General features: G+C 73.4%; 18 protein-coding genes and 1 pseudogene. 9 read left to right on the forward strand and 10 right to left on the reverse strand.

Translation table 11 applies throughout. The features are described 5' to 3' along the window. Positions 1 to 3 precede the first annotated feature (3 nt). Entirely contained in the window at positions 4 to 801 is a 798-nt protein-coding gene (locus tag AFB00_RS24790) for an FAD binding domain-containing protein (RefSeq protein ID WP_068799188.1), read from the forward strand. Next, positions 798 to 3,533 carry a molybdopterin-dependent oxidoreductase gene (locus AFB00_RS24795; RefSeq protein WP_068799189.1) on the forward strand — a complete coding sequence of 912 codons (2,736 nt, stop codon included), beginning with the start codon at positions 798 to 800 and terminating at the stop codon, positions 3,531 to 3,533. Before AFB00_RS24790 ends, AFB00_RS24795 begins: the two co-directional genes overlap by 4 nt. A 15-nt stretch (positions 3,534 to 3,548) precedes the next feature. On the opposite strand, the gene AFB00_RS24800 is transcribed toward AFB00_RS24795, so the two are convergent. From AFB00_RS24800 to AFB00_RS24820, 5 genes and pseudogenes are all read right to left on the reverse strand, one after another. After that, positions 3,549 to 5,744, reverse strand: a complete 2,196-nt coding sequence (locus AFB00_RS24800) for an AAA domain-containing protein (protein WP_335726582.1) — start codon at positions 5,742 to 5,744, stop codon at positions 3,549 to 3,551. 33 nt (positions 5,745 to 5,777) lie between these two features. Further along, a pseudogene (locus tag AFB00_RS24805) lies at positions 5,778 to 6,633 on the reverse strand (IS5 family transposase). Beyond that, positions 6,590 to 7,327, reverse strand: a complete 738-nt coding sequence (locus tag AFB00_RS24810; RefSeq protein WP_068799191.1) for a hypothetical protein — start codon at positions 7,325 to 7,327, stop codon at positions 6,590 to 6,592. Before AFB00_RS24810 ends, AFB00_RS24805 begins: the two are co-directional and overlap by 44 nt. Before the next feature lie 78 nt (positions 7,328 to 7,405). Further along, positions 7,406 to 8,998, reverse strand: a complete 1,593-nt coding sequence (mdlC, locus tag AFB00_RS24815) for a benzoylformate decarboxylase (protein ID WP_068799192.1) — start codon at positions 8,996 to 8,998, stop codon at positions 7,406 to 7,408. A 91-nt stretch (positions 8,999 to 9,089) separates the two neighbouring features. Further along, positions 9,090 to 9,668, reverse strand: coding sequence for a TetR family transcriptional regulator (locus AFB00_RS24820; RefSeq protein WP_068799193.1), 579 nt, complete (start codon positions 9,666 to 9,668; stop codon positions 9,090 to 9,092). Between the two features lie 93 nt (positions 9,669 to 9,761). Between AFB00_RS24820 and AFB00_RS24825 the strand changes: the two genes are divergently transcribed. Continuing rightward, a complete protein-coding gene (locus AFB00_RS24825; protein ID WP_068799194.1) occupies positions 9,762 to 10,802 on the forward strand; it encodes an NAD(P)-dependent alcohol dehydrogenase in 1,041 nt (346 codons plus the stop codon). Between the two features lie 163 nt (positions 10,803 to 10,965). Here AFB00_RS24825 and AFB00_RS24830 read toward each other — a convergent pair whose 3' ends face one another. Further along, positions 10,966 to 11,172: a hypothetical protein gene (locus tag AFB00_RS24830; RefSeq protein WP_068799195.1), complete on the reverse strand. Its 207-nt coding sequence runs from the start codon at positions 11,170 to 11,172 to the stop codon at positions 10,966 to 10,968. A 197-nt stretch (positions 11,173 to 11,369) separates the two neighbouring features. Here AFB00_RS24830 and AFB00_RS24835 point away from each other — a divergent pair, with 197 nt between their 5' ends. Both AFB00_RS24835 and AFB00_RS24840 read left to right on the forward strand, forming a co-directional pair. Next, positions 11,370 to 12,272 carry an MEDS domain-containing protein gene (locus AFB00_RS24835; protein ID WP_068800626.1) on the forward strand — a complete coding sequence of 301 codons (903 nt, stop codon included), beginning with the start codon at positions 11,370 to 11,372 and terminating at the stop codon, positions 12,270 to 12,272. After that, a complete protein-coding gene (locus AFB00_RS24840; protein ID WP_068799196.1) occupies positions 12,269 to 13,210 on the forward strand; it encodes an ATP-binding protein in 942 nt (313 codons plus the stop codon). Before AFB00_RS24835 ends, AFB00_RS24840 begins: the two co-directional genes overlap by 4 nt. Before the next feature lie 18 nt (positions 13,211 to 13,228). Here the strand turns inward: AFB00_RS24840 and AFB00_RS24845 are convergent, their stop codons facing one another. Further along, a complete protein-coding gene (locus tag AFB00_RS24845) occupies positions 13,229 to 13,987 on the reverse strand; it encodes a PIG-L deacetylase family protein (RefSeq protein WP_231974060.1) in 759 nt (252 codons plus the stop codon). Between the two features lie 89 nt (positions 13,988 to 14,076). Here AFB00_RS24845 and AFB00_RS24850 point away from each other — a divergent pair, with 89 nt between their 5' ends. Then, complete coding sequence (locus AFB00_RS24850; RefSeq protein ID WP_156819714.1) at positions 14,077 to 15,237, forward strand: GDSL-type esterase/lipase family protein; 1,161 nt, start codon at positions 14,077 to 14,079, stop codon at positions 15,235 to 15,237. A gap of 51 nt (positions 15,238 to 15,288) precedes the next feature. Here AFB00_RS24850 and AFB00_RS24855 read toward each other — a convergent pair whose 3' ends face one another. Next, positions 15,289 to 15,858, reverse strand: coding sequence for a DUF4190 domain-containing protein (locus tag AFB00_RS24855; protein ID WP_068799197.1), 570 nt, complete (start codon positions 15,856 to 15,858; stop codon positions 15,289 to 15,291). A 157-nt stretch (positions 15,859 to 16,015) separates the two neighbouring features. Here AFB00_RS24855 and AFB00_RS24860 point away from each other — a divergent pair, with 157 nt between their 5' ends. From AFB00_RS24860 to AFB00_RS24870, 3 genes are all read left to right on the forward strand, one after another. Continuing rightward, positions 16,016 to 16,693, forward strand: coding sequence for a maleylpyruvate isomerase family mycothiol-dependent enzyme (locus AFB00_RS24860; protein WP_068799198.1), 678 nt, complete (start codon positions 16,016 to 16,018; stop codon positions 16,691 to 16,693). Positions 16,694 to 16,814: 121 nt separating this feature from the next. Continuing rightward, positions 16,815 to 17,288 (forward strand): STAS domain-containing protein, encoded by a 474-nt coding sequence (locus AFB00_RS24865; protein WP_156819715.1) that lies wholly within the window; start codon positions 16,815 to 16,817, stop codon positions 17,286 to 17,288. Between the two features lie 109 nt (positions 17,289 to 17,397). Next, entirely contained in the window at positions 17,398 to 18,756 is a 1,359-nt protein-coding gene (locus AFB00_RS24870) for an FAD-binding oxidoreductase (RefSeq protein WP_068799200.1), read from the forward strand. A gap of 7 nt (positions 18,757 to 18,763) precedes the next feature. On the opposite strand, the gene AFB00_RS24875 is transcribed toward AFB00_RS24870, so the two are convergent. Continuing rightward, positions 18,764 to 20,170, reverse strand: coding sequence for an aspartate aminotransferase family protein (locus tag AFB00_RS24875; protein WP_068799201.1), 1,407 nt, complete (start codon positions 20,168 to 20,170; stop codon positions 18,764 to 18,766). A 21-nt stretch (positions 20,171 to 20,191) separates the two neighbouring features. Next, a complete protein-coding gene (locus AFB00_RS24880) occupies positions 20,192 to 21,730 on the reverse strand; it encodes a CoA-acylating methylmalonate-semialdehyde dehydrogenase (RefSeq protein ID WP_083275805.1) in 1,539 nt (512 codons plus the stop codon). Positions 21,731 to 21,824: the final 94 nt, after the last annotated feature.

Here is a 21,824-nt window from a genome sequence, read left to right on the forward strand (position 1 = left end):
CGGATGGACATCGACACCGTCACCGGGTTCCGGCGGGCCCGCGACCGCGCGGACCTGCTGCTCGCGCCGGGGGAGCGGATCCTCGGCGGCGGGACCTGGCTGTTCTCCGAGCCGCAGCCGGAGGTGACCGGGCTGGTGGATCTCACCACGATGGACTGGGAGCCGATCGTCGTCCGTCCCGACGGCGGGCTGGAGATCGCCGCGACCTGCACGATCGCCGAGCTCGCCGCGTTCGGGGAGAGCACCGGGCGGCCACTGTTCGCGCAGTGCGCGCACGCGCTGCTGGCGTCCTGGAAGATCTGGCACACCGCGACGGTCGGCGGCAACGTCTGCCGGTCCTTCGCCGCGGCCGGGATGGTCGCACTCTGCGTGGCCCTCGACGGCGTCGCGCACGTCTGGACGCCGGACGGCACCGACCGCAGGGTCCCGGTCGCCGGCCTGGTGACCGGGAACGGGACCAACGCGCTGGCCCCGGGCGAGGTGCTGCGCGCGCTGGAGCTGCCCGCGCACGCGCTCGCCGGCCGCACCGGGTTCCGCAAGATCGCGCTCGCCGAGCTGGGTCGCTCCGGGGCGGTCCTGACCGGGCGGGTCGACGCCGGCGGCGGGTGCGTCTTCGGGATCACCGCGGCCACCGCCGCACCGTCGGTCCTGCGGTACCCCGCACTCCCGGGGACCGGGCGGTTGCGTGCCGACGCCGGGGCGCTGCCGGGCTACTACACCGACCCGCTGGGCAGCGCCGACTGGCGCCGTCAGGTCAGTGCGGTGCTGCTGGCCGAGATCCACGAGGAGCTGGCGGCATGAAGTTCCGGGTCAACGAGGTCGAGCACGACTCCGAGCCGCGGCCCGGCCAGTGCACCCGCACCTTCCTGCGCGAGCACGGCAGCCTGGAGGTCAAGAAGGGGTGCGACGCCGGTGACTGCGGCGCCTGCACCGTGCTGCTCGACGGCCGTCCGGTGCACTCCTGCCTCATCCCGGCCCAGCGCCTCGACGGTGCCGAGATCACCACCGTCGCCGGGCTGAAGGGGCCCGACGGCGTCCTGCACCCGGTGCAGCAGGCGTTCGTCGAACACTTCGGCTTCCAGTGCGGCTTCTGCACCGCCGGGCAGATCGTCACCGCCTCGGCGCTGACCGAGGACGATCTCGACGACCTCCCGCGCCGGATGAAGGGCAACCTCTGCCGGTGCACCGGCTACCGCTCGGTCCGGGAGTCGATCGAGGCCGGGGTACGGGCGAACGTCGCGCCGTGCCCGGCCCGCCGCACCGCTCCCACCGGCCCGGACGCGCCGTCCGTGGGCTGCTCGGTGCGCCCGGCCGCCGCGGAGCGGGTCGTCACCGGCAGCGAGCCGTTCGTCTTCGACACCGACCTGACCGGGGCGCTGCACCTGCGGGTGCTCGGCTCGCCGCACGCGCACGCCCGGATCACCCGGATCGACGTGACCCGGGCCGAGGCCGCACCGGGCGTGGTGCTGGTGCTGACCCACCGCGACGTGCCGGACCTGCGGTACTCGACGGCCCGGCACGAGCACCGCACCGACGATCCCGACGACACCCGGATGCTCGACGACGTCGTGCGGCACGTCGGGCAGCGGGTCGCCGCCGTCGTCGCCGACACGCCCGGGCGGGCGGCGGCCGCCTGCCGGCTGATCGACGTCGAGTACGAGGTACTGCCCGCGGTGTTCGACCCGGAACGGGCCCGCGAGCCGGGGGCCCCGCTCGTCCACCCGGACCTGACCCCGGCCGACCGGGTCGACGACGCCGGGCGCAACGTCGTCCTGGCGGTGCACGGCGGTCACGGCGGGGACGTCGACGCGGTCCTCGGCGCGTCGCCGGTCACCGTCTCGGGGACCTGGCGGACCTCGCGGGTCAGCCACGCCCAGCTGGAGTGCCACGGCGCGATCGGCTCGCTCGACGAGGACGGCCGGCTGGAGATCCGCGCCGGCACCCAGGTCCCGTTCCTCACCCGCGGCGAGCTGGCCAGGGTGCTCGGGCTGGATCCCGACCGGGTCCGGGTGCGCGCGCCCCGGGTCGGTGGCGGCTTCGGCGGCAAGCAGGAGATGTTCGCCGAGGACCTGGTCGGGCTCGCCGTGCTGCGGACCGGGCGGACCGTCGTCCACGAGTTCAGCCGTACCGACGAGTTCTCCCGGACCTCGCTGCGGCACCCCATGCGGGTCGGGGTGACCCTCGGCGCGGACCGCGACGGCCGGCTCACGGCGATGAAGCTCGACGTCCTGTCCGACGCCGGCGCCTACGGCAACCACTCCCGCGGGGTGCTGTTCCACGCGGTCGCCGAGTCCGTCAGCGTCTACAACTGCCCGGTCAAGCACCTCGACGCCGAGGTCGTCTACACCAACAACGTGCCCAGCGGCGCGTTCCGCGGCTACGGCCTGGGGCAGGTGATGCTCGGCGTCGAGTCCGCGATGGACGAGCTCGCCCTCGAGCTGGGCATGGACCCGTTCGACCTGCGCCGGGTCAACATGGTGCGGGCCGGCGACCCGCTGCACGTCGCGCACGACCCGGAGCCCGAGCACGACCTGCACTGGACGAGCTACGGCATGGACCAGTGCCTGGACCTCGTACAGGACGCGCTGGCCAGGGACCCGGGTGAGCCGGCGCCGCACGGTCCGCAGTGGCGGACCGGTACCGGCACCGCACTGGGCATGATGACGACGATGGCCCCGTTCGGGCACGCCGCGCGGGCCACCGTGACCCTGCTCCCCGACGGCCGGTACCGGCTCGGCGTGGGCACCGTCGAGTTCGGCAACGGCACGACGACGACGCACCGCCAGGTCGTCGCGACCGTCCTGAACACGACCCCGGACCGGATCGGGCTGCACCACGGTGACACCGACGCCTGCGGGTACGACACCGGTGCGTTCGCCTCCGCCGGGACCTCGGTGGCCGGCAAGGCGCTCTACCGGGCCGCGCTCGCGCTGCGCGAACGCATCGTCGCGCTGGCCGGTCCCGGCTCCGAGCCGTTCGCCGGCGGCGTCCGTACCCCGGACGGCGAGATCGGTTTCCCGGCCCTGCTCGCCGCCCACCCCGACGGTCTGACCTGCGAGGGGGGCGAACCGGGCACCGAGCGGGCGATCACCGCCACGGTGCACGGTGTTCGGCTCGCGGTGAACGTCGAGACCGGTGAGGTCCGGGTGCTGCGCTCGGTGCAGGCCGTCGACGCCGGCACCGTCCTGAACCCGGAGCAGCTGCGCGGGCAGGTCGAGGGCGGCGCCGCGATGGGCCTGGGCAGCGCGCTCTACGAGGAGGTCTACGTCGGGCCGTCCGGCGAGCTGCTCAACCCCGTGTTCCGGACCTACCGGGTGCCGCAGATGGCCGACGTCGGGCCGGTCGAGGTGCTGTTCGCGACGACGTCGGACGAGCTGGGCGCGTTCGGCGCGAAGTCGATGAGCGAGGCGCCGTACAACCCGGTCGCCCCGGCCGTCGGCAACGCGATCCGCCGGGCGCTGGGGGTGCGGCCGTACCACCAGCCGTTCTCCCGGGACCGGGTGTGGCGGTTGGCGGCGGGTGCGACGTCGTGAGTCCGGCCGCCGCGTTCACACCGCCTCGGCCCGATCCAGCGCCCGCCGGATGCGGTCGATCTCGCCGCTGCCCGTCGTCGGCAGCCGCAGCAGCGGCAGTCGGTGGGCTTCCAGGATGGCGTCCTTGATCGCATCCCGGGCGAGCTGGACGGGGTCGTTCTCGTGATAGGCGAACCCGTCCACCTCGATGGCCAGGAGTGGCGCGTTGGAGATCCGGTTGTAGACCACGAAGTCGACCGACGCTCGACGTCGGACGAAGGCGCGCTGACGCTCGTCGAGCCTGCTCGTGTCGGGCAGCAGGTTCCGCAGCAGGATCTGTGCGCGCATCCGCAGGTGTGCGTAACGGTCCTCGGCGAGAATGTCGTCCAGGACGGTCGAGGCGATGTTCTCGGACGGATAGGTCGATGCGGTCCCGACCCGTGCAGCCAGTCTCCGAAGCCGGGCGGAGTAGGCGTCGTAGAGCAGGTCGAAGATCGAGACCACGGTGCTGTCCTCGACCTCGTGATCCGGGTCGTGGTAACGGATGTAGCCGATCAGGTCGCGGAGATTGCGGCTGGCGGGCAACAGGCCGTGCTCGATCACCAGCACGAACCGGCGGACCGCCCGCGAGACCGCCACGTTGACCAGGAGCGGGTCGTCGGCGAACCTCAGTCCCATCCTCCCCCACCTGGTCTGGTCCAGGACGGTCGTCATGATCACCGTGTCCTTCTGGCGGCCCTGGAACTTGTGCACGGTGTTGGCCTCGATCGACTGGTCGAGCAGGTCGGCGGCCTTGTCGGCCTGCAGCCGGTACGGGGTCGCGACGCCGATGTCCTCGTGTGCCACCCCCGAGCAGTACTGCGGGATGACGTCCTCGAGGATCACGTCCAGTTCGCGCTGGTTGGAGTTCCCGCCCTGCCGGTGCCGGCGCATGTGCTGCCCGGGGACGGTCCGTACGACGATCATGGGCCGGTCACCGCCGTGGCTGGTGTACGGAACGAGATCTCCGTCGTAGAACTTCTTGTTGCAGAACCCGATGATGGCCGGGGCACAGCGGTAGTGCTCGCGTAGCAGGACCTGTGGCAGGGAGTCCCTGTGAACGGCGGTCAACGAGGTCAGCAGGCTCTGCCGGTGGTCGTACGCCGGGTCCGGAGCGACGAGATCGGTGGCCACCTCCTGGGTCACGGGTGCCAATTGGCGCCGGTCGCCGACGACCACGAGGTTGCGGCAGCAGGAGAGTGCCAGGCTCGCTGTCATGAGATCGACCTGTGAGGCCTCGTCGATGACGAGATAATCGAACAGATACCCGGGCGGAATGGAGTTCCGGATCGAATGGCAGGTGCTCAGGACGACCGGGTAGTCGGCCACGAATTTCGTGAAGTTCGTCCCGAGCCGGTAGGTGTCCTCGTGGAACGGGACGTCTCGCGAGACGCCCCGGTACCGGGAGGCGAGTTCGGCGTGCAGGATCTCGGTGGACAGCCGCTGGTGCTCCCGGGCCAGGCGATCGAAGTCACCGGCACGCAACTGCTCGTCCAGCCGGCTGATCTGCTCGTCCAGATCGGCGATGTGCCTCTGGTAGTACGCCTGCTGGAGACGGAGGACCACCGACGTGTCGCCGGGGTCGAGTCCGCGCAAGGATCCGTACCGGAAGTATCGACGGATGCGGCGGATCACGCCTGGCCTCGGTCTGTCGCCGTCCCACGCGGTCTCCGCGAGGAAGTCGAGGATCCGGTCGGCCGATCGGTGGAGAAGGGGGAACTCGGTCAGTTCGGGTAGCTCGTCGCGCTCCAGGTGGCCGTCGAAGTGCCGCATCTCCAGGCGATGGGCGTCGATCTCCTGACGCAGCACCGCTCGGATCCGTTCGGCGTCCTGGAGTCCGCGCAACCGGCGGTCGATACCGGCCAACTCGCCGTCCGACGGCCGGGGTGGTGCCCCGGCCGTGAACGTGTCCACCGTGCCGTTGCGGACGCCCTGGTTGGCGAGGAACTGTTCCCGCTTGTCCTTCCGGCCCAGGCTGGCGATGACGTGTCCGAAGCCCAGCTCGTCGAGCTTGTCACGAACGTTGTCGACCGCCGCGTTGCTGAACGAGACCACCGCAACGGTCTTACCGCCGTCGGCGATGACGGAGGCGATCAGATTGAGGATGGTCTCGGTCTTCCCGGTCCCGGGCGGCCCCTCGATGACGGAGAGCGACCGGCGCAGGGCGTTGTCGACCGCCGCACGCTGACTCAGAGAGTGTTTGAGAAGATCATGTTGAGGGTGTGACTACGTACTTCTGCTGGCGTCGGGCGGGTTCGCCACGGGCGATGCGGCGGGTGATGGTGTTGATCGCCGCCCAGCGGATCATGGCCTCGGACACTGCGGGGTGGCGTTCGTAGTCGCGGGCCAGGCGGCGGTGTGCGGTGACCCAGGCCAGGGTCCGCTCGACCACCCACCGCCGCGGGAGGACGGCGAATCCGCGCTGTTCAGGCGGTTTGCGCACGATCTCGACGCTGGTGTGCAGGATCGTGGTCGCCCAAGAGTCCAGCAGGCGCCCGGCGAACCCGGCGTCGGCGTAGACGAACCGCACCCTCGTGCGCAGGTAGAGGTCGAGCAGGATCGACTTGGCGCCATCGCGGTCCTGCACCGACGCCGAGCACACCATCGTGGTCAGCAGCAGGCCGAGGGTGTCGGTCACGATGAACCGCTTCCGACCGTTGACCTTCTTCCCGGCGTCATAGCCGCGGGTGTCCCGCCCGACCGTGTCAGCGCCCCTCACCGACTGCGAGTCGATGATCCCCGCGCTGGGTTCGGGGTCGCGGCCCTCATCAGCGCGTAGCTGACGGCGCACGATCGGGAGGATCTGCTCGGTGACCCTCTGCTGCTCCCACCGGTTGAAGTACCAGTACACCGTCTGCCACGGCGGGAAATCCACTGGTAGAGCCCGCCACGCGCACCCGGCGCGCACGACGTAGAGGATCGCATCCACCACATCACGGCGCGCGTGCTTCTCCGGCCGGCCTCCCGCCCCCGCCGCTGGCAGCAGCGGCTCGATCAACGCCCACTGCTCATCGCTGGTGTCCGAGGGGTACCGCCGCCTACGCCGAGCCACTCCTCCACGATGGACCACACCCGGACGCATCCAGCGCAGACACGCCGACCCTTCTCAAACACGCTCTCAGATTGCAGCGGAACGGGAAGATCGGAGCGCGCTCGGCGGCACGCGACGCGATCGGTGCGCCGGTGAGGTAGGCGCCGAGTGCGCTCTCCGGGTGGACGAACGTCATCCTGGCGAACTGTTTTTTCAGCGGGTCGTCGGCAGGCAGGGCGGAGGCCACCGACCGCCAGTGGCGCAGTACGTCCAGGGCGCCCTGGTCACTCGTCGCACATCGGACGGTACGTACCCGATCGGTCGGGAACAGAGCGTGGCCCTCCCGCCCTCCTTTGCGGTAGAACACCCGTGTCCAGGGGAATCCCGGAGGCCCGAAGTCGGCGACGCGCACGGCGCTCGACCAGACGGTCCCGGACACCTCGACGACGGTGTCCTCGGTCAGCGGACGGACCCCGGCACAGCCGAGAATGCGCACACGGTTCTGCCTGAAGGCATAGGTGCGACCGCTCCGGTAGGTGATGTGGATTCTTGCGTGTGGAGGGTCGATCGTATAGCTGGATATGTCCGCGGTCTTGTCCTCGAACACGTTCTTCGACGGGTTGTGGACGAGTACGGCCTCGTTGTGGGGATCGATCACCGGGCTCCCGATCGTTGCTCCGTCACCGAGGTCGTCCATAGGCGGATCCGTCTTGTACAACCGATCGCCGTGTTCGGCCTCGATCATCCAGGGTGGTCGATGCCGCGCTACCGGGCAAGATCGATGTGTCGTCGGGAGCGGGGAGAATTCGGCGTTCGGCGACCTTTATCCGGCCGCGTCTGGCGCCGTCAACACCTCGATCAGCCGAGGGCCGTCGGCACCGAACGCCGTGGCCAGCGCCGCGGCGAGCGTGTCCGCGTCGCGGACGGACTCCGCAGGCACCCCGTACCCCTCGGCGATCCGGACGAAGTCCAGGCCCGGCAGGTCCAGGCCCGGGGTCTCCCCGGTGCCCAGCAGCTCGGCGAACCCGCGCAGCGCGCCGTAGGTCCCGTTGCGCAGGATCACGAAGACGACCGGGATCCGGTACCGGGCCGCACTCCACAGCGCGGTGATCCCGTAGTTCGCCGACCCGTCCCCGACGAGCGCGACCACCCGCCGCCGGGAGCCGTGGGCCAGCTGCGCCCCCACGGCGGCGGGCAGGCCGAAGCCGAGGCCGCCGGCGGCGGGGAACAGGTAGCTGCCCGGTTCGGTGAGGTCGGCCTGGGCGAAGAACGCGTCGACGGTCGAGGTCGACTCGCACACGTGCACCGTCCCGGCCGGGGCCGCCGCCCGCACCAGCGCGAACAGCTGCTCCGGCGGGACGTGGCCATCGGCTCCGCCGGGGGCCGGGAACGGCGGCGGCGGGGGCGGCGCCGGGCGGGCGGCCGGGGTCACCGCCGCGGCCAGCCCGGCCAGCGCCGGACCGACCGGGGCCACCCACGCCTCGCCGACGGGGGCGCGCGCGGCCTCGGCCGGATCGGCGGTCAGGTGCAGCAGCCGGGTGCCTCCGGGCAGCAGGTCATCGGGCAGGTGCTGGTGGTAGCGGAACACCGGGGCCCCGGCGACGAGGACGACGTCGTGCCCGGCCAGCGATCGGTTCACGTCCCGGACCGAGGCGGGCAGCACGCCGCGGAACGCCGGGTGCCGGGTCGGGAACGGGCACCGCGACGCCGACGGCGCGATCCAGACCGGGCAGGCCAGCTTCTCGGCGAGGACGACGGCGTCGGCGTTCGCCCCGGCGGCGTCCACCTGCGGGCCGAGCACCAGTACCGGGGCGGCGGCCGTGCCGAGTGCGGTGGCGAGCTCCGTGAGCTGCTCCGGCGCCAGTGCCGCGGCCGACCGGGTCCGCCGGGCCGGCAGGTGGTCGGTGTGCGGACCGGCGGGCGCGGCCCAGTCGTCGTAGGGGATCGAGAGGTACACCGGACCGCGTGGTTCGAGCAGCGCGGTGTGCACGGCCTCGGCGAGCGAGCGGGGCACGTCCTGGGCGTCCGCCGGTTCCGACGACCACGTCACGAGCGGGCGTGGCAGCAGCGCTGCATCGGTGTTGGCGAGCATGACGTCCTGGCCGACGGTGGAGCGGACCTGCTGACCCGCGGTGAGCACGAGCGGCGAGTGTGCGTGGACGGCGTTGGCGAGGGCACCCATCGCGTTCCCCGTCCCGGACGCGGCGTGCAGGTTCACCAGCGCCGGACCGCCGGTGGCCTGGGCGTACCCGTCGGCCATGCCGACCACGACGCCCTCGTGCAGGCCGAGCACGTAGCGCGTGCCGGCCGGCATCGCGGCGAGGAACGGCAGCTCGTTCGATCCGGGGTTGCCGAACACGGTGTCGATCCCGTGTGCCCGCAGTACCGCCCAGCCGGCGTCGCCGATCGTCGCCATCGCTGCCGCCCCCTCGCGTCGTCGGACGCCACACGCTAGGCACGGCGCACCCCGCTCCGCCACGGCGCTCCCGCTCTGCGGAAGCGTGCGGTCAGGTCCCGGGCCGGAACGCGCGGCGGGCGGCCGCGGCGAGCGCGGCCCGGCGGCGGTCGTGCTCCGCCGCGGTGTCGGCGGGATCCGCGGCGATCGTCGGCGAGGCCGGTGACCAGGCCAGTGACAGGCCGATGACCAGGGGGTAGACGTCCTCCGTGGCCAGTTCGGGATCCACCACCCCGGCCTCCTGGGCCGCCCGCACCGAGGCGGTCTTCGCGGCGACCTGGTCGGCCGCCGCGCCCAGCAGGTCACCGGTCGGCATCCGTTCGAGCCGGGCCCACACCGCCAGCCGGACGATCTCGGGCCGGTCCAGGTAGGCGTCGTAGAGGCCGGTGACGTAGCCGGGCAGGTCGAACGCGTCGAACGGGACGGTGCCGATGATCAGCGCGAGGTGCTCGGTGAACACCGCGTCGAACAGCCCGTCCTTGGAGGAGAACCAGGCGTAGATCTGCGCCTTGTTGGCCGCGGCGGCGTCGGCGATCCGGTCGACGCGGGCGCCGGCGATGCCGTGCCGGGAGAACTCGGCCGCCGCCGCGTCGAGGAGACGGCGCCTGGTCGCTGATCCGTCCTTGGGCACGCCGCCACTGTAACCAACCGTTCAGTTGCCGACGGGGGAGGAACGCGGCTACGGTCGTAGTAACCAACTGGTTTGTTTCCGAAAGAGGCACGGATGATCGAGACCACCGGACTCGCGGTGACCCGCCCGGGCGGCAGCCCGGAGCGCTGGGCGTTCCCCCGGAGGGACCCGCTGCCGGACGACGTCGTCGTGCGGGTGACGCACTGCGGGGTCTGCGCGACCGACCTGCACGTGCTCCGCGGTACCGACCCGGCGGCGTTCCCGGTGGTGGCCGGGCACGAGATGACCGGCGTGGTGTCCGACGTCGGTTCCGCCGTCGGGGACCTGCGTCCCGGTGACCGGGTCGCGGTCGGCAACATCGTCGGCTCGTGCGGCGAGTGCCCGGCGTGTCTCGCGGACCGGGAGAACGACTGCGCGCGGTTCCCGACCCTGACCTACGGCGGTGCCGACCCGCACCTCGGCGGGACGACGCGGGGCGGGTTCTCGGCGACGATCGTGGTCGACCGGCGCTTCACCTACGCCCTTCCCGATGCGCTCGACCCGGCCGCGTCGGCGCCCCTGCTCTGCGCCGGGGTGACCACGTTCGCCCCACTGCGCCGCTTCGGCGCCGGCCCGGGCACGACGGTGGGCGTCGTGGGCATCGGCGGCCTCGGTCACCTCGCCGTCCGTTACGCGCGGGCGATGGGTGCCCGGGTCGTCGCCTTCACGACGAGCGCGGCCAAGAGCGACGCGGCGCGCGCACTCGGGGCGCACGACGTCGTCCTCACGCGCGACGCCGCCGCGATGGCCGCCGCGTTCCGCTCGGTCGACCTGTTGCTCGACACCACCGGCGTGGCGCTGGACCTGGCCCCCTACCTGAACACGCTGGCGGTGGACGGGACCTACGTGCTCCTCGGCATCCCGACGGAGCCGCTGCGGATCGACCCGATGAGCCTCGTGGTGGGGGAGAAGCGGATCGCCGGGAGTGGCTCGGGCGGGGTGGCGGTCACCCGGGAGATGCTCGACTTCTCCGCGGCCCACGCGATCACCGCCGACGTCGAGGTGCTCCCGGCGGACCGGCTGGACGAGGCACTGGACCGGCTCGCGCGCGGCGACGTGCGGTTCCGCTTCGTCCTCGACCTGTCCACGCTCTGACCCCCACCGGCCCCGCACACCCCACCGGCTCCGCGCACCCCACCGGACACGTCACTCATGGAGCTTCGGCCCGGTGACACGAGGCCGAAGCTCCATGAGTGGAAACCGGCCCGGGCTGAAGCTCCATGAGTGGAGCCCGGCCGGGAGTGGGGTCAGGGGCGAGTCAGACGCGTGCGGTGGCGCGGCGGTGGTGCAGGACGACCAGGGGACGGACGGCCAGTGCGGCGGCGGCCAGCAGGAGCGTGACCGGGGCCGGGGCGAGCGGCACCGAGGCGATCGTCGCGGCGGCGAGCAGGACCATGAGGACGGCGGCGAGGACGACCGGGCGCACCGCGGTGACCGGGCGGGTGGCGGGTGCGGCGCGGAACACGGGACCATCTCCTCGGACCAAGAGCGGCCGAACCATGAAGTTCGGTCCGGCTAACTCTACGCCTCGCCGCGCCTGTGTGAAAGCGCCCCGTGCCCCCGGGTCGCGCAGTAGGATCGGCGTCACCTATTGTGTCGGCCACATCACACCTGGTCGTGTGACGACACGGCCGGACGGGGGCGATGGTGACGGTGGAACCGATGACGGGCGATCCGTCGTCGCACTCGTTGACCGTCCCGGTGAGCGACGAGCAGCTGTGCGAGGTCGTCTCCTCCTTCCTGGCCGACGGCCTGGAAGCCGGTGAGCGGGTCGCCTACTTCGACGACCACACCGCCGACGCCGTCCTGTCCCGGATGCAGGACGACGGGGTCGAGATCATCGGCCCGCTGCGCACCGGCCAGTTCCAGCTCCCGAACGAGGGCACCCGGGCCGCCATGCTCTCCCCGCCCGAGGAGTTCGGCGGGGTGCTGACGCACGCGATGGCCGCCGCCGTCGAGGATGGCTGGGCCGGGCTGCGCGTCGCCGGCCAGATGGAGCACGGGGAGCACCGGATCGGTGCCCCGCAGCCCGCCGACTACGACCGGGTGCTCGCCGACACGATCCGCGGGCACCCGGTGCACGCGCTGTGCATCTACGACCACGCCCGCTGCCCGGACGAGCTGATCGCCCAGATGCGGGCGATGCACGACGTGGAGCTGGCGTCGAACCCGCTGCACGACGACACGCTGCTGCGGATCACCGAGCTGGCTCCGGCGCACCTGCGCCTCGCCGGCGAGGTCGACCACGGGAACCGGCCGCAGGTCCGCCGGGTACTGGGCCGGGTGCTCGACCGCGTGGCCCGTGGCGAGATCGACACCGACACCGTCGTCGCCGATCTCTCGGCCCTGCGGTTCTGTGACGTCGCCGCCGCGGTGAGCGTGGTGCACGCGGCCGAGGAGCTGCCCGCCACGATGTGGCTGCGGCTGGAGAACGTCCGGCCCGGGGTGGCACGGCTGCTCGACCGGTGCGGCGCGTCGTTCGCCGGTCAGCTGGAGGTGCAGGTCCGGGACCGGCCCCGGATCCGGATCTCCGACGTGATGGGACCGGGCGGGCCGGCGGCGTGAGCGGCCTGCAGCACGTCCTCTGCTGGTACACCGACGAGGCGGACCTGCGCGACCGGCTCGCTGACACGGTGCTGGCGGCGCTGCGCGAGGGCGCCGGGGTCGGCATCGAGCTGCGCCCGTGCACCGAGCGTGCGCTGCGCGCCCGGGTGGCGGCCGAGCTCGGCGCCGACGCCGTGGCCGGGCTGGTCCGGCTGCGCCGCGACCCCGGGCCGGACGGGCCGTCCGGCCAGACCGACATCGTCCGGGCCGCCCGCGTGCTGCGCGAGCACGTCCGGCGGACCGGGGGCCCGATCACCGTCGTGTGCGAGTACGTCGGCATGTACGACGACCCGGACGGCAGCTACTGGGCGGAGGTGGAGGCCGCCGCCGCGGTGGCGCTGGCCGATCTCCCGCTCCGGTTGTACTGCTGGTTCCCGGAGGCGGCGCCGCCCGGGATCACCGAGATGGCCGGCGTCACCCACGCCCAGGAGCTGCGCGGCGGGGTCGTCGTCGCCTGCCCGTCCTACCAGGAACCGAGGGTGATGCTGAACGGGCGCGGTGCGGCCGCACCGGCGGAGATGGGCCCGCCGGTCACCGACCTGCCGTTCGACGCGATCCGGCTCCGCGACGTGCGCAACGCGGTGGGCGACGTCCTCCGCGAGCAGGGCTTCGGCGAGGCGCGGATCGACGACGTCGTCGTCGCCGTCAACGAGGTCGCGACGAACGCGGTGCACCACGGCAGCGGCACCGCCCGGTTGATGATCTGGACACCGGGCGAGGAGATCGTCTGCGAGGTGCACGACGGCGGCCGGCTGGCAGATCCGTTGCCCGGCCTCGTCCCACCCCATCCGCGGGACGGGCACGGGCGCGGGATCTGGATCGCCCGCCAGCTCTGCGACCTGCTGCACGTCTGGAGCGACGACCGGGGCACCCACGTCCGTATCCGGGCCGCGGCCTGAACCGGCCCCGGCGGCCCGTCAGCGGGTGTCGAGCGCCCGGAAGGACTCCACCTGCCGCCCGTGCGGGAACCCGGCGGCCTTCGCCTGGGAACCGGCCCACTGGCCGATCATGTCGTCGAGACCGGTCATGTGCGCGGTCTGGCTCTCGTGCGCCCGCAGCGCGGCGATCTTGCGGTCGAGCACTCCGGTGATGTCGACGTGCCGGGCGGACTCCGCGTCGGCCCCGGCCCCGCCGACCACCCAGACCTCGGGCACGGTGTGGGCCTCGAACCCGTCGGCGGCCAGTTCCGGGAACGCGTACGGGTTGCGGGCGTCCGGGTACACGGCGCACAGCGCTGCCTCGCCGGCCGCCGTGTGGTCGGGGTGGCTGCCGTAGGTGCTGGCGAGGTCGCGGACCGGCGGGGGGACGACCACCCGGTCCGGCCGGACCTGCCGGATCACCCGGGCCAGGTCCCGGCGCAGCTCCAGGGTCACCGTCAGCCGGCCGTCGGGGTACCCGAGGAACACCAGGTCGTGCACCCCGGCCACGGCCGCCGCGGCCCGCTGCTCGGCCTGCCGGATGCCGCCGATCTCCGAGCGCGGCACCGCGGGGTCGAACCCGCCCGCGTCGCCGTCGGTCACCAGACAGTAGGTGACGGCGACGCCCGCGTCGGTCCAGACCGCGACGGTGCCGCTGCAGGAGAAGTCGATGTCGTCCGGGTGTGCGGCGATCACCAGCGCCCGCTCGATGCGGGTGTGGCTGCCGTCGTCGGTGGCGGTGCGCTCGTCGTCGGTCACCGGGCCATGATCGGGCACCGCCCGGCGGGCCGTGCGGGCGGACCGGGGTGGTCGCGAGGCCCGGTGCGCCGCCGGGCAGGCTGTGCGGTGTGTCGTCGTCGATCACCACACCGGTCGGGCCCGAACTGCTGCGCGGTGCGCTGGACACCACGCCAGGTCCGGTCGGCCTGCTCCCGCACCGGCTGCCCGCCGCCGCCAGGGCCCGCAACACCGATCCGCAGCTCGCGGGCGCCGAGGCCCAGCCGTCCGGCGTCCGGGTGGTCTTCCGGACCGCGGCCACCGTCGTCGAGCTGGAGACGGTGCGCACCAGGATCGGGCTGGTCGGTGCGCCGTTGCGCCCCGACGGCGCCTACGACCTGGTGATCGACGGGCGTCCCGCGGGGTCGGCGGCGAGTTCTGGCGGCCGGCTGCACATGATCGACCCCGCGAACGGCCGCGGTGAGACGACCGACGGGCCGCCCGGCAGCGTCCGCTTCCCGCTGCCGGGCCGGGACGCGGTGGTCGAGATCTGGCTGCCGCACAACGAGCTGACCGAGGTCGTGGCGCTGCGCACCGACGCACCGGTGGCCCCGGTCCCGGCGACCGGCCGGCGGGTGTGGCTGCACCACGGCAGCTCGATCAGCCAGGGCTCGAACGCCGACGGCGCGAGCACCACGTGGGCCGCGCTCGCGGCCCGGGCGGCCGGGGTGGAGCTGCTGAACCTGGGCTTCTCCGGCTCGTGCCTGCTCGACCCGTTCGTCGCCAGGGCGATCCGGGACAACCCGGCGGACCTGATCAGCCTCAAACTGGGCATCAACGTGGTGGGCGCCGATCTCATGCGGGTGCGGGCGTTCGGCCCCGCCGTGCACGGGATGCTCGACACGATCCGCGACGGCCATCCCGACACGCCGCTGCTGGTCGTCTCCCCGGTGCTGTGCCCGATCCACGAGGACACCCCGGGCCCGCTGGCGCCCGACATGTCCGACGGAACGCTGCGCTTCCGCGCCACGGGTGACCCGGCCGGGGCCGCCACGGGGCAGCTCACCCTGCGGGTGGTGCGCGACCAGCTCGCCGCGGTGGTCGCCGCCCGTACCGCCGACGACCCGAACCTCGGCTACCTCGACGGTCTGGCGCTCTACGGCGAGCCGGACGCCGCGGAGCTGCCGCTGCCCGACGCCCTGCACCCCGACGCCGCCACGCACGCCCTGATGGGGGAGCGGTTCACCGGGCTCGCGTTCGGCGACGGCGGCCTGTTCGCCGGGCGGGCCTGACCCCGGTCCCGGGCCGCCGCACGGCGACCCGGGACCGCGCCGTGCCCGGTCTCAGCCGCCGAGGCGGTCGCTCTCCTGCATCAGCCGGTCCTCGAAGTCGCGCTGGCACTGCTCCATCGCCGACTGGCTGCCGTCCGAGGACTGGATGCACTGCACGAGGTCGCCGCCGCCGAGGCTGGTGAACAGACTGGTCACGAACACCACGTAGGCCACGGTGGCGAGCACGCCGACGATGCCGAGGATGAGACCGGTGATCGCCACCCCGCGGTTGGAGGCGATGCCCTTGCCCGCCCGGACGATCCCGAGGATGCCCAGCCCGATCGCGATCAGGCCGAGCACGCCGCCGACGACCAGCCAGAAGCTGAGCACGGCCAGGATGCCGAGCACGAGGGCCGCGATGCCGACCCCGTTGCGGGGGGCGGGCGGTGGCGGCTGGTGCCCGCCGTACCCGCCCGGGTACCCCTGCGGGTCGTACTGCGGCCGGTCCGGATAGCCGCCCGGCTGCTGGGCGTACTGCCCGTACTGCTGGCCGTACTGCTCGGTGGGCTGTTCGGGCCGGCTCTGCTGGTTCGGGTCCTGCGGGTTCCCGGACTGCCCCGGGTACGGCGGTGGGCTGCTCACGCTGGTCCTTCCCCCGACCGCCCGGACCGTGACGCGGCCGGGCGGTGCTGCTGACGGTGTCGACGCCGATGATCCCCGGTGTGTCCGCCCGCGGTCCAGGCGAAACGCCCGGAGGTGACGCCCTGCGCGCGGTCCGGACCCGTGGTGGGATTCCGTCGTGAGCGGCATCGACGAGATCGAGGAGTGGACCCGGGCCCAGCGCCGGGTGATCGACCTGGTGCGGGACCTGCCTCCGGAGCGCTCCGGGCTGGCGGTCCCGGCGTGCCCGGACTGGACGGTCCGCGACCTGCTCTCGCACATGGTCGGCCTGGGGGCGGACGTCGTCCGCGGTGACGAGCCGGACGACCACAACGAGGAGTGGACCGCCCGGCAGATCGAGCGGCGCGCGGACGACGACGTCGCGACGCTGGTGGCCGAGTGGGAGTCGCTGACCGGCCCGCTGCGGACCTGGATGGCCGCACACACCACCCGCCCGCTGGGCGACGTGATCATCCACGAGCAGGACCTCCGTGGCGCGCTCGGCGAGCCGGGTGCGCAGCACACCGCGGGGCTGCACGCGGTCCGGGAGCGGTTCGCGGGGCGCCTGGCCGGCCGCCTCGGTGACCGGGGCCCGGTCGCACTGGTCGGCGACGGCTGGCGCTGGGTGTCCGCCGGGTCCGAGTCCGACGCCGCCCTCGTGCTCCGCACGACGGACTTCGAGCTGGCCAGGGCGCTGGTCACCCGGCGCTCCGCCGACCAGCTGCGGTCCTGGGTCGAACGCGGCGACGTCGAGCCCTACCTCGAAGCGTTCGCGCTGGTCGGGCCGCTGCCCGATCGGGATCTCACCGAGTCCTGAACCCGGTGGTGTGGCCGGCGCCACGCACCTCCGGTATCGATCAAGTTCCCCCCGGGGGGGTGATCACCGCCCCAGCGGCTACTGAACGGGGGAAGAGCCGATCGTGTGCGAGGAGATCCTCATGCCAGCCCGAAGCGTCCAACTGTCCGCCCGCCGCCCGGCCGACCGTGTCCGCGTCGTGGACGTGGCCGGTGAGCTGGACGGGGCGTCCGCGGCGCTGGTGCTGCGGTTCCTGGACTCGCAGTGCAAGACCGGCCGCGAGCTGGACCACATCGTCCTCGACGTCACCAACGTGTCCGCCTACGACCCGGCGGCCACCGAGCAGCTCTGCGCCGGCCTGCGGTTCCTGCCGGTCCCGGTCGCGCTGGCCGGGTGCAGCTCCCGGTTCACCATGCTGCCGCTGCGCGGCCGCACCGCGCTGTCGTCGACGGCCTGCTACCCCTCGACGGCGGCCGCCGTGCAGACCCTGCTCGGCCGTCGCTCGGCCCGGTCCGGCGGTCCGCGTCGTCCGCACGACGGCGTGCCGGGCCGCCCGGTCGCCGCGCCCGCACTCCGGGACGCGCCGGCTGCGGACGGCGAGCCCGCCCCGAGCTGAGCGGCCCGCGACCGGGCGTCGTGGCGATCATGGCGGCGGTCACATCGGCTTGAGTGTGCCGCTACGTCAAGCGGTGTGCTCTGCCCTCCGATCGGCAGGAGGGTGGACGATGACACCGGTGCAGGACGTGGCGCAGCGGCTCGCCGCGCAGTGGGGCGACGACCGTGTCCTGCGGCCCGGCGACGACGGGTTCGCCACCGCGACCCGTCTCTGGAACGGCGCGGTGCGCACGCGGCCGGCGGTGGTCGTCCGCCCGCGCAGCACCGCGGAGGTGTCGGCGGCCGTGGTCGCGGCCACGCAGGCCGGGGTGGGGCTGTCGGTACGCGGCGGTGGACACGACTGGGCCGGGCGTGCGCTCAACGACGGCGGCTTGGTGCTCGACCTCGGTGAGCTGCGCGCGGTGCAGGTCGCGGGGGACGTGGCGACCGCCGGTGGCGGCAGCAGGTCGGCCGACGTGGTGGCCGCCGCGGCGGCGGGTGGGTACGTCGTGGCGACCGGTACCGCCGGGGTGGTCGGCATGGCCGGGCTGTCCATGGGCGGGGGATACGGCCCGCTGCTCGGCACCGCCGGGCTGGCGGCGGACAACCTGCTCGGCGCCGAGGTCGTCCTCGCCGACGGCACGGTCGTCTCGACCGACGACGATCCCGAGCTGCTGTGGGCGCTGCGCGGCGGTGGCGGCAACTTCGGCGTCGTGACCGGCCTGCGCGTGCGGTTGCACGAGGACCGCGGGCTCGTCGGTGGCATGGTCCTGTTCCCGTGGTCCGAGGCGGCCTCGGTGCTGACCCGCTACGCCGAGCTGGTCGCGGACGCGCCCGACGGGCTGACCCTGCTCATCGAGATGACTGTGGTGCCGGACGTCGGGCCGTGCCTGCTCGCCGTCCCGGTGTGGTCGGGCCCGGCATCGGGGGCCGACGCCGCGCTCGCCCGCGTCGAGCGGCTCGGCACCCCGCTGACCAGCGGTGTCGCGTCCGCCACCCAGGCGCAGCTGCTGGCCGGGTTCGACGCGGCCGTCCCGGACGGCATGCACTGGCAGATCCGCACCCGTTCCGTCGCGGCGCTCACCCCCGCGGTGATCGACGCCGTGCTCGCGTCCGCCGCCGCGCGGCCGGGCCCGGGCGCGGGGATCGGGTTGCGGCAGTTCCACGGGGCGGCCACCCGGGTCGGCGCCGACGACACCGCCTTCGGCACGCGCACCGCGCACGTCGCGCTGGAGATCTCCGCCGGGCACGGGCCGGACGACGATCCCGCGCCGTACCGCGCGTGGGCCGAGGCCACGGACGCGGCCGTCGCCCCGCACGCCCTGCCCGGCGGCTACCCCAACTTCCTCGGCCCGGACCGGCACGAGCAGATCGGGCGGGCCTACGGCGCGCACGCGTCCCGGCTGGTCGCGGTGAAGGAGCGCTACGACCCGGGGCACGTCTTCACCGCCACGCCGATCCCCACCCGGGAGCAGCTGCGCTCCTCCTGACCGGGCCTCACACCACCGAGGCCATCGCCTCGGTCAGCGTCGCGCGCAGGATCGCCTCCATCTCGTCGAACTCGGCCTGCCCGGCCACCATCGGCGGGGCGAGCTGGATGACGACGTCGCCGCGGTCGTCCGGACGGCAGTAGAGGCCGTTGTCCAGCAGCGCCCCGGGCAGGAACCCGCGGACCAGCCGTTCCCGCTCCTGCGGGTCGAACCGCTCCTTCGTCGCGGCGTCGCGGACCAGCTCGATCGCCCAGAAGTAGCCGTCCCCGCGGACGTCGCCGACGATCGGGAGATCGCGCAGCCGGTCCAGGGTGGCGCCGAACGCCTCCTGGTGGCCGAGCACCCGGGAGTAGAGGCCGTCGCGTTCGAGCAGGTCCAGGTTCGCCAGCGCGACCGCCGCCGACACCGGGTGCCCGCCCCAGGTGTAGCCGTGCGGGAAGGTGACGCCGGGGGCCAGGAACGGCTCCATCACCCGGTCGGAGGCGATCAGCGCGCCCAGCGGGCCGTACCCCGACGTCATGCCCTTCGCACAGGTGATCAGGTCCGGCACGTACCCGAACTTCTCGCAGGCGAACACGTGCCCGTGCCGGCCGAAGGCGCAGATGACCTCGTCGGAGACGAGCAGCACGTCGTGGGCGTCGCAGATCTCCCGGACCCGGGCGAAGTAGCCGGGCGGCGGCGTGAGGCAGCCGCCGGAGTTCTGTACCGGCTCCAGGACGACGGCGGCGACCGTGTCCGCCCCCTCGAACAGGATCGCCTCCTCGATCCGGTCCGCCGCCCAGCGGCCGAAGGCCTCGTCGTCGCCGTCGAAGGCGGGGTTGCGGTAGCGGTTGGTGTTCGGGACCCGGAACCCGCCGGGGGCCAGCGGCTCGAAGTCCTTCTTCATCGCGGGCAGGCCGGTGATGGCCAGCGCACCGTGGGTGGTGCCGTGGTAGGCGGTGGCCCGGCTGATCACCTTGTGCTTGCCCGGCTTGCCGCGCAGGCGGAAGTACTGCTTGGCGACCTTCCAGGCGCTCTCCACGGCCTCGCCGCCGCCGGAGGTGAAGAAGACCCGGTTCAGGTCGCCCGGTGCGAGGTGCGCGAGCCGCTCGGCCAGCTCGGCGGCCGGGCGGGTCGCGTACCCCCAGACCGGGAAGTAGGCGAGTTCCGACGCCTGGCGGGCCGCGACCTCGGCCAGCTCGCGCCGGCCGTGCCCGGCCTGGACCACGAACAGTCCGGAGAGGCCGTCGATGATCCGGCGGCCCCGGTCGTCCCAGACGTGGACGCCCTCGCCGCGGGTGATCACCGGGACGGGGTTGTCCGGGCCCCGGCCGCCCATCCGGGCGAAGTGCATCCAGAGGTGGCGCGCCGCGGCGTCGGAGGCCGAGGTCGTGTGCGCCGTCGGTGCGGTCCGGTCGTCGTCCAGCGTGGTCATGGTCGCTCCTGTCCTCGGGTGTCAGACGTTGCGCGGGAAGCCGAGATCGACGCCGGTGCCCCCGGTGCCGCCCCGGGCGGCCGGATCGGCCCAGCGGCTGGTCACGACCTTGCCGCGGGTGAAGAAGTGGAACCCCTCCGCCCCGTGGGCGTGGGTGTCGCCGAACAGCGAGCCCTTCCACCCGCCGAAGGAGTAGTACGCGGCCGGCACCGGGACGGGCACGTTGATGCCGACCATCCCCACCTCGACCTCGGTGCGGAACCGGCGCGCGGCGCCGCCGTCGTTGGTGAAGATCGCCGTGCCGTTGCCGTAGGGGTTCGCGTTCACCAGCGCGAGGGCCTCGTCGTAGGTGTCCACGCGCAGCACCGACAGGACCGGGCCGAAGATCTCGTCGGTGTAGATCGACATGTCGGTGGTGACGTGGTCGAACAGGGTCGGGCCCACGAAGAACCCGGCACCGTCGGCGTCGACGGGGGTGCTGCGCCCGTCGACCACGAGCGTCGCGCCGTCGGCGACACCGGCCTCGACGTAGCCGGTGACCCGGTCCCGGGCGGCCGCACTGACCAGCGGGCCCATGTCGCAGGAGCGGCGGCCGTCGCCGGTCCGCAGCGCCGTGGCCCGCGCGGCGATCCGCTCGACCAGCGCGTCGGCGACGCCGCCCACGGCCACGAGTGCCGAGACGGCCATGCACCGCTCACCCGCGGACCCGAACCCGGCGTTGACCGCCTGGTCGGCGACCACGTCGAGGTCGGCGTCCGGCAGCACGACCATGTGGTTCTTCGCGCCACCGAGCGCCTGCACCCGCTTGCCGTGCGCGGTCCCGGTCTCGTAGACGTGCCGGGCGACCGCGGTCGACCCGACGAAGGAGACCGCGGCGACGTCCGGGTGGGTCAGCAGGGCGTCGACGGCGGTCCGGTCGCCGTGCAGCACGGTGAACACGCCGTCCGGCAGCCCGGCCTCGGCCCACAGCCGGGCGATCCACAGCGCCGCCGACGGCACCTTCTCCGACGGCTTGAGCACGACGCAGTTGCCGGCGGCGATGGCGATGGGGAAGAACCACATCGGCACCATGGCCGGGAAGTTGAACGGGCTGATGACCCCGACGACGCCCAGCGGCTGTCGCAGCGACGTGACGTCGACGCCGGTCGAGGCGTTCTCGGTGGCCGAGCCCTTGAGCAGGTGCGGCGCGCCGCAGGCGAACTCGACGACCTCCTGGCCGCGGGCGACCTCGCCGGCGGCGTCGGCGAGCACCTTGCCGTGCTCGGCGGTGATGATCGCGGCCAGCTCGCCGGCGCGGGCGTCGAGCAGCTCCCGGAACCGGAAGAGCACCCGGGTGCGCCGGGCCAGCGAGGTGTCCCGCCAGGCGGGGAACGCCGACCGGGCGGCGGCGACGGCCCGGTCGGCGTCCTCGGCCGAGGCCATCGGCACCGTGGCCGTCACCGCGCCGGTCGCGGGGTCGGTGACCTCGGCGAACCGCCCCGAGGTCCCGGCGAGCCCGGACCCGCCGACCCAGTGGGTGAGCGTCTCGACGTCGGTCTGCTGCAGCGTGCCACCGGTCATGCGAGCAGTGTCACGACCGACAGGCCCGCCCGACACCCTCCGATCCGTCCGGAATCCGTTGCGGATCCGACGATCCGTCCGGGTTCTCTGCCAT

This window comes from Pseudonocardia sp. HH130630-07, assembly GCF_001698125.1.
Lineage (GTDB): Bacteria > Actinomycetota > Actinomycetes > Mycobacteriales > Pseudonocardiaceae > Pseudonocardia.